Consider the following 16,218-nt stretch of genomic DNA (forward strand, 5'->3'; position numbering starts at 1 on the left):
GGCGGCCATGGCGTCCGAAGATAGGTTCTCGTCCGATGGCGAACGCGGCGGCCTTGCCGCGCTGAACGATTTGTTCGATGACACGTCGCGTCCCGATGCCCGTCGGCAGGGCCTGATTTCCTCGAGCTCCATAGGCCTGGCCAATCGTGGCCGCGTGCTGCAGGTGCTGTTCGATCTCGGACCGACCAGCCGTGCCGAACTGGCCAGGCATGTCGGGGTCAACCGTGCCACCATAACCGGCATCATCCAGCCCTTGATCGACCAGGGCATCCTGGTGGAAGGCGAGCCGCTGCCCTCGAAGGAAGGCGGCGGCAAGCCGGCACGGCCGATCTGGTTTGCCGAGGACGCTGCCCCCATCTGTGCGGTCCTGCTCATGCATGACGGCGTGCATTGCTGCCTGGTGTCGCTGGACGGCACCATCACGGCGGAAGTCAGGGCCCCCTTCCCTGAGGATGCTGCGACAGTGGAACCCCTGATCGACATCCTGTTCGACTGTGTCGGGCAGGTCCTCGATCTCGCCCATCGCCCGCCGCTCGGCATCGGCGTGGCGGCAGGCGGCATGATCGACACCGATACCGGCACGATCGTCGCGGTCAATCTGGCGCCCCTGCTCGACGGCTTCCCGCTCGGGCAGGCCCTGGCGCGCCGCTTCGGCCTGCCGGTGCGGGTCGACCACCATCCCCGCGCCTTGCTGGTCGGCGATCGCTGGTTCGGTATCGGACGCGGCAAGCCTAATTTCGCGGTGATCTATACCGGGGACGTGCTCGGTGGTGCCATCTTCCTCGACGGTCACCTGTATCGCGGGCCGGCCGGAGCGGGCGGGGAACTCGGCCATACCTTCGTCCAGGTGGACGGCGCGACCTGCCGCTGCGGGCGCAGGGGATGCTGGGAGACGATCGCCACCCTGGGCTGGCTGCGCCGCGAGGCCCTGCAACGCCATCTTCCCTCCTGTGAGGCCATGGATTCGCGCAGCCTTGCCCTGCTGGCCACGGAAAATGACGGCGCGGCAGCCGGCCTCCTCGACCTCTATGCCCGCAACGTCGCCATCGGTATCGCCAATCTTCAGCAGACCATGGCGCCGAATTTCTTCGTACTGCACGGCGACGTGGTGGGCGGCGGCGCGACCCTGCTGGAGGCGATCGCCGCTCATATGCGCGACCTCGTGCCCTGGCGTCCTGGCAACGATATCCAACTCGTCATGGGGGACCTCGAAGACCGGGCGGCGCTACGCGGAGCCGCCGGCTTGATTCTGTCTGAGTTGCTGCATTTCGCGCTGTGACAGCGGATCAGCCCATATAGACGCCGCCGGTGACGTTCACGGCCTGGCCGGTCATGAAGGCGGCACCTTCCGAGGCGAGGAAGGCGACGAGGGGGGCGATGTCCTCCGGCGTCTCGATGCGGCCGAGCGGGGTCTGCGCGATATAGTCGGCGGCGACGGCTTCCGGCGTGATGCCACGAAGCTTGGCCTCCCACTCGATCTCGCGCTCCTGCATCGAGGTGCGCACGAAGCCCGGGCAGACGCAGTTGACGCGGATGCCGTGCGGCGCCATTTCGCGGGCGATCGCCTGGGTCCAGCCGACGACGGCGAATTTGCTGGCCGAATAATGCGCCAGCAGCGGCGCGCCGACCTTGCCGGCCAGCGAGGCCGTGTTGACGATCACGCCCTTGCGGCCCGCTTGAAGGAAATGGCGTACGGCGGTCTGGTTGGTCAGGAAGATGCCGCGAATGTTGACGTCGAAATTGAAGTCCCATTCCTCGTCGGTGAGGTCGACCACCTTGTTCATGGTGGAGACGCCGGCATTGCCGATCAGGAGGTCATAGCCGTCCCAGTCCTGTGCGATCGCCGCGAAGGCCGTTTCGACTGAATCGCGCTTGCGCACGTCGATGGCGATGCCGTGATGGCCTTGGCCGAGGCTGGCCGCCAGCTCCGAGGCGCGCGTCTCGTCGAGGTCCGCCACCGCGATCCTGACGCCCAGGCTTGCCAGGTGGCGGGCGATCGCCGCGCCGATGCCGGAGGCGCCACCTGTTACGATTGCCCGTTTTCCGGCCAGATCCTGCATCGATATGTTCCCGCTTTCGGATGAATCTCGAACATATTGAAACATAATCGAGCGTTATCGCACAAGCGTAAATGTTGGCGCGGTGGGATGCAGCTGTCATGAGAGCCGGAGGAACGGACCGGTGCCGGCACGTGGCCGGACTTTGGTCGTCATTTCAGGTGGCGATCGAGGACAAATAAAGACCAGGTAGCCGAAACCCTCCCTTGTGGACAAGTTTTGGCTGATGGCCCCATCACGAGACGGCCTCCGCGACAAGGCGCGCCCAGGCGTGAACCCTGCCGGATCTGCCTGCCTTTATCGGCGGAAAATTCCTGCAGCTTGTGCAGATGGGGCTTGCTACCTGATCGAAGATGTTACATCTTGTGATCGATTATGTTCGATTTCGTCATGGTGCATGCTGCCTTTGTGGGCGCTACAAGGGCAATCTGAATGCAGCTGAACATGGCGAAGAGAATGCAGATGACGCCCGTGATGACGAATGCTTCCCGGATCCCGGCAACGGCGCGGCGCGACAGGCTGATCCAGATGATCGGCCAGCGCCGCTACATCAACGTATCCGATGCGGCGGTGGAGCTTCAGGTGTCGGAAATGACGATCAGGCGCGACCTCGACCGTCTTGCCGAAAGCGGGCTGATCAGCCGGGACCATGGCGGGGCGACGGCCCGGGCGCCCGAGACGGCGTTCGACGCCGAGGAGCCTGCCTTCGAAGTCCGTGGCCGGCGGCAGGCCGAGGCCAAGGAGAAGATCGCGCGGGCGGCAGCGCGTCTGGTGCAGCCGGGGCAGACCATCGGCATCGACACGGGCAGCACCACGCATCGTTTCGCGCGCGAGTTGCTCGACAGGCCCGGGCTCCGGCTGTTCTGCAGCAATCTGCGCACGGCGGGATTGCTGGCCGGCGGCAAGAGCCCGGTCTATGCCCTCGGCGGATTGATCCGCCCCCATGAATTTTCGGTATGCGGGCCGATGGCGAGTTCGCAGCTCTCGTCTCTCTGGCTCGATGCCGTCTTCCTCGGCGTCTCCGGTATCACCGCCCAGGGCATTTTCGACTACACGCTCGAAGATGCCGAGATCAAGCGCGCCTTCATGGAGCGTTCCCGCCAGGTGGTGGTGCTGTGCGATTCCTCGAAGTTCGACCACCGCTCCCTCGTGCAGGTCGGCCCCTACGGGCAGATCCACGTCCTCGTCACCGACGCTGCCTTGCCCGAACACCTCGCCGAGCCGCTGGAAGCCGCCGGCGTTCGTATCCTTATCGCCGGGCAGGACGCGCCGGCTCTCTCAGAACCTTAAGTTTAGACAGGAGTTATCGATGGTTTTCGACTTCCTCGGCCCTCGCCGCAAGGCCGTGATCGCGATGGTGCATATCGGCGCGCTGCCCGGCGCCCCGCTCTTCGACGCGAAGGGCGGCGTGAACAAGCTCATCGACGATGCCGCCAAGGATATCGAGAACCTGCAGGACAATGGCGTGCATGCCGTGATGTTCGGCAATGAGAACGACCGGCCCTATCGCTTCAAGGCTCCGATCGAATCCCTGGCGGCGATGACGGCGATCGTCACCGCCCTGAAACCGCTGCTCAAGGTACCTTTCGGCGTGAACTATCTGTGGGATCCTGCCGCCTCGGTGGCGATCGCGGGAGCGACCGGCGCCTCCTTCGCCCGCGAGATCTTCACCGGCCTGTTCGCCTCCGACATGGGATTGTGGCAGCCCAACGCTGCCGATGCCCACAAGCTGCGCCGCGAGATCGGGCGTCCGGACCTCAAGCTGCTCTACAATATCAATGCCGAATTCGCGTCTTCGCTGGACAGCCGGCCGATCGAACTGCGCGCCCGCAGCGCCGTGTTCTCCTCGCTGGCCGACGCCATCCTGGTCTCAGGCCCGCTCACCGGCCAGCCGGCCGCCGCCGCGGACCTCAAGAAGGTGGCCGAGACGGTCAAGGACGTACCCGTCTTCGCCAATACCGGCGTCAATATCGACAATGTCGCCGACGTCCTGTCGGTGGCCTCCGGCGTGATCATCGGCACCCATTTCAAGGTTGACGGCAACACCTGGAACGCGGTCGATCCGGCGCGGGTGAAGCGCTTCATGGACAAGGTGGCGCCGCTGGCGTGAGGCTGGTGCCGCATCGGGGGGCGGGTCTTCAGACCCGCCTTCATGGAGCCGGGTCTGAAGACCCGCCCCCCACCTGCGAACACGCGTATTTCGGAACTTTCCATGCCCTGCGTCCTCGGCCTCGACATCGGCACGACCTCCACCATCGGCATCCTGATCCGCCTGCCGGGTGAGGTGCTCGGCCTCACTTCCCGCCCCGTGACGCTGCGCTCGCCCCATGCGGGCTGGGCGGAGGAGGATCCGAACCAGTGGTGGGAGAATGCTTGCGCCATCACCCGTGAGCTGATCGCCACGAGCGGCATCGCGCCCGGCGAGATCCACGCCGTCGGCGTCACCGGCATGCTGCCGGCCGTGGTGCTGCTGGATGGGAACGGCGAGTTGATCCGTCCGAGCATCCAGCAGAGCGATGGGCGTTGCGGCGAGGAGGTGGCCGAGCTCGCCGCGGAGATCGCCGAAGACGTCTTCCTCGCCAGGGCCGGCAACGGCATCAACCAGCAATTGGTGACGGCCAAGCTGCGCTGGCTGGAAAAGCACGAGCCGGATGGTTTCAAGCGCATCGCCACCGTGTTCGGCTCCTATGACTACATCAATTGGCGCCTGACCGGCGTGAAGGCGGTCGAGCAGAACTGGGCGCTCGAGGCCGGCTTCACCGATCTTTCCACCCAGGACATCGCCGACGATCTGGTGGCTCTGGCCCATATTCCGCGCAGCGCCGTGCCGCCGCGCAGGCTTTCCCATCAGATTCTCGGTGCGGTGACGGCGGACGCGGCCGCCGCCACGGGCCTCAAGGCGGGAACACCCGTGGTGGGCGGGGCAGCCGACCATATCGCCTCGGCCCTGTGCGCCGGGGTGGTGGCGCCCGGCGACGTCCTCCTGAAATTCGGTGGTTCGGCGGATGTGCTGATCGCCTCCGACAAGGTGGCGCCGGATCCGCGCATGTATCTCGACTACCATCTGGTGCCGGGGCTCTATGTGCCCAATGGCTGCATGTCGACCGGCGGTTCGGGGCTCAACTGGTTTGCAGCGACCTTTGCGGGCGGCGAGCGCGAGGCTGCCGCCCGAGAGGGCCTCAGCCTGCATCAGCATCTCGACCGGCTCGCCGCCGAAATCCCGGCCGGCGCCGAAGGCGTGCACATCCTGCCCTATTTCCTCGGCGAGAAGACGCCGATCCACGACCCCGTCATCCGCGGCTCCTTCTCGGGCCTCAGCCTGGCAACCGGTCTTCCCCATCTCTGGCGCGCCTTGCTCGAGGCCTATGCCTACGCGATCCGCCATCATGTCGAGACTTTGAACGACATGGGGCACGCCACCACCAACTACCTGGTTTCGGATGGCGGTTCGAACAGCGCGGTCTGGATGCAGATCGTCGCCGACGTGCTGCAGGTTCCCCTGCAGCGCCTCAACGGCCATCCCGGTTCCTGCCTCGGAGCGGCCTGGACGGCGGCCATCGGGGCGGGGCTTGCCTCGGAATGGCCCGAAGTCTCGCGTTTCATCAGCCTGCGCGATCGAATCGAGCCGAATGCGCAGAACAAGGCAGTCTATGAAGCGGGATACCGGGCCTTCCGCGGGCTCTATCGCCGGCTTCGTGAGGAGGATGTATGAGAATCGAGGCCATCGCCTGGGACATCGACGGCACGCTGGTGGACAGTGAGCCGCTGCACCAGGAGGCGCTCAACGCCATCAGCCACGATCTCGGCATCGACATGTCGGACCTGCATGACGACCGCTTCCGTGGCATCCATATGGGCGATGTCTGGCACCTGCTGGAGAGCCGCATGCCGGCCGGGGTCACCGAAGAGAGCTGGGGCAAGGCGATCGTCGACTATTACATCGCCCGTGCCCACACGCTGGAACCCCTGCCAGGCGTGCTCGATCTCGTGCGCCGCTTCGCCGCCGCCGGTATCCGGCAGGCCTGCGTCTCCAATTCGAGCCGCCGCGTGGTCGATGCCAACATCGCCGGCCTCGGCATCCTGCCCTTCATCGATTTCTCGATCAGCCTCGACGATGTCGCCAAGGGCAAGCCCGATCCCGAGCCCTATGCCACGGCCTGCCGCAGGCTCGGTGCTTTGCCGGCTTATGTTCTCGGCGTCGAAGACAGCCATACCGGGTTTGCCTCGGCCAAGGCCGCGGGCCTCCTGACCGCCTTTCACACCGTCGGCGGCAATGCCCCTGCAGGCGCCGACCTCGTCTTTTCCGATATGCGCGATCTCGGGGCCTTCGTGCTCGCGCCGGTCGTCTCCGCCGCTCCATCCAGTTCGTGAAGGCAGTGCCATGGTCTACAAGATCGATCCCCAGGCGGACCGTCAATATATCGAGGAATTCCGGCGCTGCCCGATCGGACGCCACAGCCCCGGCCTGCAGCGCGTGCTGCATATCATGCGCCAGGACCCCAGCGGCAACCAGGTGATCCTGTTCTGCCGTAAGCCCTTCGAGGAATGGGTACTCGCCACCATGCCGCCCGACCGGCGCGATCCGATCGTCTACGAGGGCGAGCCCGTCTTCACCAGCCGCGAGGAGGCGGAATGGGAGATCTTCCGCCGGCGCTGGCGCCTGCTCACCGGTGAGAGCATCAACCTGCCGTACCGGGATTGAGGCGCGGCGCGAAAACCTTCTCCCCTTGTGGGAGAAGGTGGCATTGCGAAGCAATGACGGATGAGGGATGACGGCAAACACCCGCAAAGGTTGGGCCTCTCCCCTCATCCGCCCCTTCGGGGCACCTTCTCCCGCAAGGGGAGAAGGCTTTCCCGCCCCAACACGATAACAATTCCATCCGAGAGCCCACGCCATGCTGAAAATCACCGGCTATCCCGATCGCTATTCGGTCGCTCCCGGCGAGACCATCGCCTTCCAGATCTCGCTCGAGGAAGGAGATGGCTTCGAAGCCCGGCTGGTGCGCGTGCGGCATGGCGATTGCAACCCCGAGGGACCGGGCCTGAAATTCCCGCATGTGCCGACTGCCATCGACGGGCGCCACGCGGGCCGGCCGCAGCGCATCGATGCCGGCTCCTACATGCAGGCCGAAACCGTGCCCGCGCTCGGCAGCGCGCCGTTCACCTTCTTCGCCATGCTCTGGCCGACCCTGCCTTCCCGCGGACCGCAGACCATCGCGGCGCAATGGGACCCCGTCACGCAGCGAGGCTTCCGCATCCAGATGCTGGAAGGCGGGCGCCTCGCCCTCATCGTGGGGGACGGCCCCGGCTGGCAGGCCGAATTCTCCCTGCGTGACGGCATGCTGGTGCGCCAATGGTATGCGATCGCGGTCGCCATCGATCCTGCCACAGGCCGCGTCATGCTCTCCCAGCGCCCGGTGAAACCCTATGCCCATGTCTTCGACGCGGGCTTCGAGGAAAACAGCCTGGGCGTGTCGCTACCCTTGGTCGAGGCAACCTTCATGCTGGCGGGCTGCCATCAGGCCGACGGCACGGTGGCCGAGCATTTCGACGGCAAGATCGACGGACCCGTTCTCCTGGCCGGCTTCCACGCCCCCGAACAGCATCAGGCCCTGCTGCTGTCGCCGCAGCCTGCAGCCTTGCGGGCCGGGATCATCGCGCAATGGGATTTCTCGCGGGAGATCGGCTCGACCAGGGCCGTCGATATCGGGCCCTCGCATCATCACGGCGAACTCTTCCATCTGCCGACCCGCGGCATGAAGGGCTGGAACTGGACCGGCGAGGAGCATGATTTCAACCTGAAGCCGGAACATTACGGCGCCATCCATTTCCATCACGACGATCTCTACGATGCGGGCTGGGAGACCTCCGTCAGCCTCGTCATTCCCGAGGAGCTGAAGAGCGGCCCCTATGCGCTGCACGTCACCTGCGGCGACAGCGACGAGACGGTCACGCGCGAAAACTACATCGCCTTCTTCGTGCGTCCGCCGCGCCGGCGCCCGAAAGGCTCACGCCCCAAGCTCGCCATGCTGGCCCCGACGGCCTCCTATATGGCCTATGCCAATCATGGCGAGCACATCACCGCACGGGGGGCGGAGCTTGCCATGAACCGTCTGCTCACCTTCGGCCATTCCGACGTCTATCTCTATGAGCATCCCGAACTCGGCGGTTCGCTCTATGACTGCCATGCCGACGGTTCGGGCGTGCATTATTCGAGCCGCCTCAGGCCCGTGCTCAATTTCTCGCCGCGCTATCATTCCTGGCTCGGCGGGCACGGTTCGGCCCTCTACCAATACAATGCCGATACCCATCTCTATGACTGGCTCGATTTCCGCGGCGTCGACTACGACGTCATCACCGACGAAGACCTGCACGAGGACGGCTACGAACTGTTGCGCGACTACCAGGTGGTGATCACCGGGACCCATCCCGAATATCATTCGACCCGGATGTGGGATGCCATGAAGGCTTGGATCGATCGCGGCGGCCGGCTGATGTATATGGGCGGCAATGGCTGGTACTGGCGCATCGCCTATCACCAGACCCTGCCGGGCGTGATCGAGCTGCGCCGGGCCGAGGACGGTATCCGCACCTGGATCGCCGAGCCGGGCGAATACTACCAGTCCTTCAACGGCGAATATGGCGGGCTGTGGCGCCGCATCGGCCGGGCGCCCAACGTGATCTGCGGCGTCGGCTTCATCGCCCAGGGCTTCGACGTCTCCAGCCCCTATCGCCGGGCTCCCGATGCCGACAATCCCCGCGCCGCCTTCATCTTCGAGGGGGTGCCCGACGAGGTCATCGGCGATTTCGGCCTGATCGGTGGCGGCGCGGCCGGCATCGAGCTCGATTGCCTGGCCACGGATCTGGGATCGCCGCCCAACATGCTGCGCCTGGCCTCCTCGGTCGATCACTCCCCGATGATGCTGCTGGTCAACGAGGAATTCGGCGTGGTGCCGCCCAATATCGGCGGCGACACCAATCCGCGCGTGCATGCCGATCTGGCCTTTGGCGAAACACCCTCGGGCGGTGCCTTGTTCGCGACCTCTTCGATCGCCTGGTGCGGCTCGCTCAGCCACAACAACTACGACAACAACGTCTCCCGGATCACCTGGAACGTGCTGAGGCGCTTCCTGGAGGACGAACCCTTCCCGGTGGCGTGAGAAAGGAGTTCGGCGAGCAGAACCGCTCCCTATTTCCCGTAAGTGAGATTGATCCACCCGTCGGGGAATAGCTCGCCGGGCGTGGCGCCGCCGATCATGATGCGGAAGACGTCGTCGACCCCCACGGGCTGAGGCAGCTTGATCGAAAGATAGAAGGGCTTGGTGGCCTTGGGAAAATCCGTCAGCGCGGCGATGGTGTCGTCGACCTGTGCCGGGGGCATGTTGGTGAGGCTCAGGGTGATGCGCAGCCAGGCCGCGGCCTGGTCCTTGATCTGCTTCAGGCGGGCTGCAGGATCGGCCGAACCGCGCAGCAGGGTATAGCCGACCGGCAGGAGAAGCAGGCGCTGGATCTCGCCTTCCTCGTCCTGCAGGCTGAATTCGAGGGACTTCAGGGCTGTCCGTGTGACGATCGTCTTCGATTGGCCCCCGGTCGCTGTGGGATCGAAACGGGCGATTTCGGCGGAGGCGCTGAGTGCGCCATGCCGCGTGTTGAAGGTGAACGCGGTGAGCTTCAGCGTCTTGCTCGTCGTGTCCAGCTCATAGTCGATGGAGAAGGCGAGTGGGTCTCGCGAGAGCTGCAGCATGTAGTCCTGGGCGGCATCGCCTGAACTGCCCAAGAGACGCATCCCGGCTGCCGTCAGGCGAAGCGCCAGCGGCAGCTTGCCGCTGTCTGCGGGATCGGGCTCGATCATATCGACATCGACCGTATCGATGGTGAACGATGTTGGCTTGGCCTCCGAACGCAGATTGCCGAAGAGGCAACCCTTCGTCCCCTTGGCTCCGGCTTTCTCGGCCGCGAGGTCGAGGGAGTGAGCCTTGGAGAAGGCAGCCAGCAGGTCGCGGCAGCCTTGCTCGGTACCTGGCGCGGCATTCTGGGCCAGGGCCGGCGTAGCCGACAGCAACCAAACCGCCAGCAGGCCTGGCCAGAACGATCGGTGCTTCATCGTCATCGTCTCTCCTCAGGTCCAGCGATGCTTGCCGGTAAGGCTCTTGGAGAAAACGCACCCGGCCGGGGTAATCGTTCCCGCCTCACGAGAATATCTCGCTGAGTTGCCTGTCGGCCTCCTCCTGCGAGCGGAACGTATTCGCCACCCGCCGGGAGCGCCGGAAATAGGCGATCCAGATCAGGCATATGGCGGCGATGAAGGGCAGAACCCAATAGTCCTGTGGATTTGCCTGCTGCAGCATGTCCTCCACCACCCGATAGAGAAAGAAATCCAGGAAGCCGAGCACGAGTTCCACCGCATAATAGATGATCATCCATCTCGGTGTCCGGGGCGAGCGTTTCAGCATCAGATACAGGCAATAGGCGGCAAGGGCGGCCCTGACGACCGATGTGAAGGCGTAGGCAAGAAGCGGCAGCCGGGCAGCCTCGAAGCGGCCATCCTCTGCGCCACCGACGAACGGGCCGAGCAGGTTCCAACCGGTCAGTGTGGAATAGATCTCGTAGGCTGAATAGAACGGATTGATGAGGATATCGAGCAGGGGCAGAAGGAGCCAGCCGCCGATGCCCACGGGACCGGCAATTCGGAGCAAAGAATCCGGCCTGTGTTCGCCCTCAACGCCCATGGGGTGTCACCATTGCCTCTTCCATTCTGTCCTTCGTGCATAGCATCCGTCGAGGACTCACCCAAGTGACGTAGTGACCGGCAAGTGACCTGGGTTACCCCACGGCGATGGTGCACCCAAATCTTCAGGCGAATGCCTGCCGAAATGGATCGTCGTTGAGGCGAGCCCGTGGCACGGGCCATGGCTCGTTCAGCAAGACGGTGCTTGACATTGATCAAAACGTTTTGGATTTTATTCAAAACGTTTTTGAAGAGAAAAAAGCGGTGAGTGAAACGTCGCGGGCGATCGGGCTCAAGGAGCTCGCCAGGGTGCTCGGCCTGTCGGTGCCGACGGTCTCGCGTGCGCTCGGCGGCTATTCCGACGTTTCCCAGAAGACGCGGGAGCGGGTGGTCCAGGCGGCCCGGGAGCATGGCTATGTCGCCAGCCGTGCTGGACGCATGCTGGTCTCGGGGCGCTCCAATGCCATCGGCATGATGTTGCCGCAGCCGGCGGGACAGATCACGGACGCCTTTGTCGGCGAGTTCCTGCTCGGCCTTGCCGACAGCCTTGCCGAATTGGGGCGCGATCTCTTCCTGGCCGCCAGTTCCCAAAGCCGCGACGAGCTGCAGGTCTTGCGCCACATGGTGGACGGCTCGCAGGCTGACGGCATCGTCATCAATCGCCTGACCGTCGACGATGCCCGGGCGCGCGTGCTGATCGCACGGCGCATTCCCTTCGTCGCCCATGGCCGGTTGATCGAGGCACCCGGTCCCTATTCCTGGCTCGACACCGATGGCGAGAAGGCGCTGGACGGGCTGGCGCGCCAGCTGGTCTCCCTCGGCCATCGGCGCTTCGCCCTGGTCATGCCCGACGTCGCCTACACCTTTGCCCATTTCCGCAGCCGCGGCCTGGAGCGGGCCTTGAGCGAGCTCGGCCTGCCGCTGCGGCCGGATCACATCGCCAAGGTCGCTCCCAACGATCATGACGGCGCCCATGCCGAGGCGCGTGCCCTGCTGTCGCTCGATCCCCGGCCGACGGCGGTGATCGCATTGACCGACCAGCTTGCCTTCGCTGTACTCGAGGTCGCCCGCGAGCTCGGCCTCGGCGTGCCCGGGGATGTCTCGGTCGTCGGTTTCGACAATGTGCCGATGGCTGTGTACGCCAATCCGCCCCTCACCACCTTCGACCAGAACATCCGGGAGAGCGGCCGTATCGCCGGCGACATGGTGGTGGCGCGGATAGAGCTGGGCGAGGCCGGCATCAGGACGCTGCTGCTGGAGCCGAAGCTGGAGCTTCGGGCCAGCCATGGTCCTGCGCCGGCCGACTGAGCGGCGCTACCGGTTCCAGGGCCCGCAGAGGCCCCGCACCAGGAGGAATGACCATGCACAAGGGGAGGCAAGCATGACCGTATCGATGAGAAGGCTCCTGGCAGGCGCCGTCCTGCTCGGTGCCCTGGCCACGCCTGCCGTGGCGATCGCGCAGAACCTGCTGTTCTGGTCGACCCAGGCGACGCCCGTGGAGGAATCGCAGGCCATTCGTGACGGCGTGCTGCCGGGCTTCGGCAAGTCTGTCACCTATTCGGCCCAGGAGGCCGGCCCGTTCATCACTCGTATCCAGGCCGAGCTGCAGGCAGGGTCCGGCGCCATCACCGTGCTGGGCGGGCTGCATGGCGAGCTTGCCAGTATTCCCGACGGTCTCGTCAATCTCGACGGCGTGGTGCCCGCGGGCGCCATCGCCGAAAGCTATATGCGCTTCGGAAAGCTCGGCACGGCAGAGCAGAAATACATTCCCTGGATGCAGGCGACCTATGTAATGATCGCCAGCAAGCAGGCGCTGCAATATCTGCCCAAGGGCGTGGACCTGCAGAAGATCACCTATGATGAGCTCTTTGCCTGGGGCAAGGCGATGGCTGAGGCCACCGGCGGTCCCAAGATCGGCTTTCCGGCCGGGCCGAAGGGACTGTCGCATCGCTTCTTCCAGGGCTATCTGCTGCCTTCCTTCACCGGTGCGGCGGTGGTGAAGTTCAAGTCGCCGGAAGCCGAGAAGATGTGGAACGATTTCCGCGATTTCTGGCATGCGGCGGTGACGCCGGCCTCCACCTCCTATGCCTTCATGCAGGAACCTCTCCTGAACGGCGAGGTCTGGGTGGCCTGGGACCATGTTGCCCGGCTCAAGGACGCACTCAACCAGAAGCCGGGTGATTTCGTGGTGTTTCCGGTGCCGGCCGGGCCGAAGGGACGCGCCAACATGCCGGTGATCACCGGTATCGCCGTGCCCAGGACCTCGAATGCGCCCGAGGATGCCAAAGCGCTGGCCGCCTATATGCTCAAGCCCGAGACGGAGATCGCCATGGTCAAGGCGACCGGCTTCTTCCCGGTGGTCGACGTCAAGCTGCCCGACGACATGCCGGTTAGCGCCAAGATCCTCGGGCCCGTGGTGGCGGCGCAGAATGCGGCGACCGATTCCCTGCCCGTATTGCTGCCGATCGGCATCGGCGATGCGGGTGGGCGCTACAACAAGGTCTTCTCCGATACCTTCCAGCGCATCGTGCTCGGCGGCCAGCCGGTGCGTGATGTGCTCGACCAGCAGGCGCAGGCCCTGCAGGCCATCCTCGATGAGAAGAAGGCGCCCTGCTGGGCGCCTGATCCGAAAAGCGAAGGGCCCTGCAAGGTTGAATAGCAAGCCTGGGAGCATGTTGTGAGCGACACTCGCCTTCTTCCCTATCTGCTGCTGGCTCCTGCGGCGATCTTCCTGATCGCCTTCTTCCTGGTGCCGTTCGGCCAGGTGGCAGTGGAGGCCTTCACCCAATACGGCCAGCTCTCCACCGGCAATTTCCGCTCGATCATGAGTGATTGGAAATTCTGGCCGGCCCTGCGCAACACGGTGGTGCTGACGGCGATCGTGGTGCCGCTGCAGATCGCGCTTGCCCTGGCCATGGCCGCCCTGGTGATGAATCTCGGCAAGGGGCGCGATCTCGCCCTCTATGTCTTCACCATCCCGCTCGGCATCTCCGATCTCGCAGCCGGGCTGATCTGGCTGGCCATCCTCGAGCAGAACGGCTTCCTCAACAGTGCCCGCCATGCCCTCGGCCTGATCGCCGGCCCCCAGCTCCTGCTCGGCTACCAGAACGTCATCCTGCTCTTCGCCGCGATCGTGCTGGCCGAACTCTGGCGGGCGACGGCGGTGGTACTGGTCATCCTGGTGGCCGGCATGTCTCTCATCCCGCGCGAATATTACGAAGCAGCGGAGGTGTTCGGCGCAGGGCCCTGGAAGCGCTTCGTCAGGATCACCCTGCCGCTGCTGCGGCCCAGCCTGCAGACGGCGCTGATCCTGCGCACCATCCTGGCCTTCGAGGTCTTTGCCATCGTGCTGGTGCTGGCCGGCACCAATCTGCCGGTGCTGATGGGCGAGACCTATGGCTGGCAGTTCACCCTGCAGGACCGGGCCGGTGCTTCCGCCTATGCCATGGTGATCCTGGCGATCTCGATCGCCCTCACGATGTTCTTCCTGTGGGTGCTGGGCGAGAAGAAGGAGACGGCGCCATGAGCGAGGCCGTCGTCAGGCAGGACGATGCGGGCACCGTCGCCCCGGCCCGCTGGGGCCTGCGCTTCGCTGCCATCGTCCTGTGCGCCTGGGTGCTGGTGCCGATCTATCTGCTGGCGGTGGATGCCTTCAATGCGCCGAAGGCGGTCACGGGCTGGCCCAAGCAGTTCTGGCCGGCCTTCGACCTCACCAGCCTCGCCTTCTTCTGGAACTATGCCGGCGTCACCAGGGCCCTGGTGAATTCGCTGCTGGTGGCGGGCCTGACCATGGTGCTCTCCATCCTGATCGGCGCGCCGGCGGGCTATGCCCTGGCCCGCTTCCGTTTCCGGGGCAAGGGCGCCTTCCGCATCCTGGTCTTGATGACGCGGGCCTTTCCCCTGCCGCTGCTCGCCCTGCCTCTGGCGGTATTCTATCTGCGCACCGGCCTCGACGACACGCTGCTCGGCCTGGCGCTGATCCACACCGTGCTGGCGTTGCCCTTCGCCATTCTGATCACCGCCTCGCTCTTCCTCTCCATCCCGGTGGAGCTGGAAGAGGCAGCCTGGGTGTTCGGCTGCAGCCGGGCCCAGGCCTTCGTCAGGATCGTGGTGCCCTTGGCGCTGCCCGGCATTGCGGCATCCGGCGTGTTCGCCTTCGTCACCTCCTGGAACGAGGTGTTCGCCGCTTCCGTCCTCACCGTGCAGAACCAGACCCTGACGGCCTTCCTGCTCACCAGCCTGGATGTCTCGCCGCTGCCGCTGAAATTCGCTGGCGCCTTCGTGCTGATCATCCCGGCCCTGATCTTCCTGTTCCTGGTGCGGAAATATCTGTTTTCGCTCTGGGGTATCGCCAATCGCTGAGGGAGGCTTCGATGGCGGACATCGAGATCCAGGGCGTGCGCAAGAGTTTCGGTTCCTACACGGCGCTGCACACGCTCGACCTGGCCATCCGGGACCAGGAGTTCCTGGTCCTGCTCGGCGCCTCGGGCTGTGGCAAGACCACGCTGCTGCGCATCGTCGCCGGCTTGGAGAGGGCGAGCGGCGGCGAGGTCCACATCGGCGGCAGGCGGGTCGACGGGCTGCCGCCGCGCGAGCGCGGTATCGCCATGGTGTTCCAGAACTATGCGGTGTTCCCGCATATGACGGTGTTCGAGAACATCGCCTTCGGCCTGCGCATGAAGAGGCTGCTCAACCAGGAAGTCGAGCAGCGCGTGAAGAGGGCCGCCGGGCTGATGCATATCGACCAGCTCCTGCAGCGTTATTCCGGCCAGCTCTCCGGCGGCCAGCGCCAGCGCGTCGCCGTCGCCCGCGCCCTGGCGGTGGAGCCGGCCGTCCTCCTGATGGACGAGCCGCTTTCCAATCTCGATGCGCTGCTCCGGCTCGAAATGCGGGCCGAGCTCAAGGGCATCCTGCAGGAGAGCCGCACCACCACGATCTATGTCACCCACGATCAGGTCGAGGCCATGAGTCTCGCCGACCGCATCGCCGTGATGCATCAGGGCCGGATCGTGCAGGCGGCTCCGGCGACGGAGGTCTATGCCTATCCGGCCACGCGCTTCGTCGGCGGCTTCATCGGCAATCCGCCGATGAATTTCCTGCCGGCGGCGGTGAGCGGGACCATCGCCGAGGTAGCCGGACTGAAGCTGTCCGCGCCCGCGACATCCCGGCCGATCGAGTTTGCCATCCGGCCCGAGGAATTGGCGCCGAGCGGCGAGGGTTTGACGGGACGGGTGCGGGTGGTGGAGCCGCTCGGACCGCACCAGCTCGTCTCTCTCGATGTCGGCGGCCATCTCTTCCGCGCCATCGTCGACAATGACCATGCCGTGCGCCCCGGCGAAAACCTCACTCTGGCGCCGCGTCCCGGCAGCGTGCGCTGGTTCGACGTCGAGAGTTCGGCGGCCGTTCTCTGACGACATCACCCCTTTTCATGAC

The 16,218-nt window shown here is 65.2% G+C and carries 15 protein-coding genes; 12 read left to right on the top strand and 3 right to left on the bottom strand.

The window, feature by feature from the left end:
- Positions 1–7: 7 nt before the first annotated feature.
- Complete coding sequence (locus QM672_RS13755; protein ID WP_415083190.1) at positions 8–1,279, top strand: ROK family protein; 1,272 nt, start codon at positions 8–10, stop codon at positions 1,277–1,279.
- A 7-nt stretch (positions 1,280–1,286) separates the two neighbouring features.
- On the opposite strand, the gene QM672_RS13760 is transcribed toward QM672_RS13755, so the two are convergent.
- Positions 1,287–2,060 carry an SDR family NAD(P)-dependent oxidoreductase gene (locus QM672_RS13760; RefSeq protein WP_415083192.1) on the bottom strand — a complete coding sequence of 258 codons (774 nt, stop codon included), beginning with the start codon at positions 2,058–2,060 and terminating at the stop codon, positions 1,287–1,289.
- Between the two features lie 453 nt (positions 2,061–2,513).
- Between QM672_RS13760 and QM672_RS13765 the strand changes: the two genes are divergently transcribed.
- From QM672_RS13765 to QM672_RS13790, 6 genes are all read left to right on the top strand, one after another.
- Entirely contained in the window at positions 2,514–3,347 is an 834-nt protein-coding gene (locus QM672_RS13765) for a DeoR/GlpR family DNA-binding transcription regulator (protein ID WP_311938003.1), read from the top strand.
- Positions 3,348–3,366: 19 nt separating this feature from the next.
- The gene (locus QM672_RS13770; RefSeq protein WP_311938005.1) at positions 3,367–4,167 is read left to right on the top strand and encodes a BtpA/SgcQ family protein; all 801 of its coding nucleotides are present in this window, start codon (positions 3,367–3,369) and stop codon (positions 4,165–4,167) included.
- Between the two features lie 102 nt (positions 4,168–4,269).
- Complete coding sequence (locus QM672_RS13775; RefSeq protein WP_415083195.1) at positions 4,270–5,769, top strand: FGGY-family carbohydrate kinase; 1,500 nt, start codon at positions 4,270–4,272, stop codon at positions 5,767–5,769.
- Positions 5,766–6,428, top strand: coding sequence for an HAD family hydrolase (locus QM672_RS13780; RefSeq protein WP_415083197.1), 663 nt, complete (start codon positions 5,766–5,768; stop codon positions 6,426–6,428). The genes QM672_RS13775 and QM672_RS13780 overlap by 4 nt, the downstream gene beginning before the upstream one ends.
- A 10-nt stretch (positions 6,429–6,438) precedes the next feature.
- A complete protein-coding gene (locus QM672_RS13785; protein ID WP_311938526.1) occupies positions 6,439–6,759 on the top strand; it encodes a hypothetical protein in 321 nt (106 codons plus the stop codon).
- Between the two features lie 193 nt (positions 6,760–6,952).
- Positions 6,953–9,217, top strand: coding sequence for a N,N-dimethylformamidase beta subunit family domain-containing protein (locus tag QM672_RS13790; protein ID WP_415083200.1), 2,265 nt, complete (start codon positions 6,953–6,955; stop codon positions 9,215–9,217).
- A 29-nt stretch (positions 9,218–9,246) separates the two neighbouring features.
- On the opposite strand, the gene QM672_RS13795 is transcribed toward QM672_RS13790, so the two are convergent.
- Positions 9,247–10,167: a hypothetical protein gene (locus tag QM672_RS13795; protein WP_415083202.1), complete on the bottom strand. Its 921-nt coding sequence runs from the start codon at positions 10,165–10,167 to the stop codon at positions 9,247–9,249.
- Between the two features lie 79 nt (positions 10,168–10,246).
- Positions 10,247–10,753: a DUF2569 family protein gene (locus QM672_RS13800; RefSeq protein ID WP_415083204.1), complete on the bottom strand. Its 507-nt coding sequence runs from the start codon at positions 10,751–10,753 to the stop codon at positions 10,247–10,249.
- A gap of 296 nt (positions 10,754–11,049) precedes the next feature.
- Between QM672_RS13800 and QM672_RS13805 the strand changes: the two genes are divergently transcribed.
- From QM672_RS13805 to QM672_RS13825, 5 genes are all read left to right on the top strand, one after another.
- A complete protein-coding gene (locus QM672_RS13805) occupies positions 11,050–12,093 on the top strand; it encodes a LacI family DNA-binding transcriptional regulator (protein WP_311938534.1) in 1,044 nt (347 codons plus the stop codon).
- Positions 12,094–12,166: 73 nt separating this feature from the next.
- Positions 12,167–13,444 carry an extracellular solute-binding protein gene (locus QM672_RS13810; protein ID WP_415083206.1) on the top strand — a complete coding sequence of 426 codons (1,278 nt, stop codon included), beginning with the start codon at positions 12,167–12,169 and terminating at the stop codon, positions 13,442–13,444.
- A gap of 18 nt (positions 13,445–13,462) precedes the next feature.
- Positions 13,463–14,311: a carbohydrate ABC transporter permease gene (locus tag QM672_RS13815; RefSeq protein ID WP_415083208.1), complete on the top strand. Its 849-nt coding sequence runs from the start codon at positions 13,463–13,465 to the stop codon at positions 14,309–14,311.
- A complete protein-coding gene (locus tag QM672_RS13820) occupies positions 14,308–15,147 on the top strand; it encodes a carbohydrate ABC transporter permease (RefSeq protein WP_394314643.1) in 840 nt (279 codons plus the stop codon). Before QM672_RS13815 ends, QM672_RS13820 begins: the two co-directional genes overlap by 4 nt.
- Positions 15,148–15,158: 11 nt before the next feature.
- Positions 15,159–16,196, top strand: a complete 1,038-nt coding sequence (locus QM672_RS13825; protein ID WP_415083211.1) for an ABC transporter ATP-binding protein — start codon at positions 15,159–15,161, stop codon at positions 16,194–16,196.
- Positions 16,197–16,218: the final 22 nt, after the last annotated feature.

Origin of the sequence: Labrys sp. (in: a-proteobacteria), from assembly GCF_047605565.1 — a bacterium.
GTDB classification, from domain to species: domain Bacteria; phylum Pseudomonadota; class Alphaproteobacteria; order Rhizobiales; family Labraceae; genus Labrys; species Labrys neptuniae.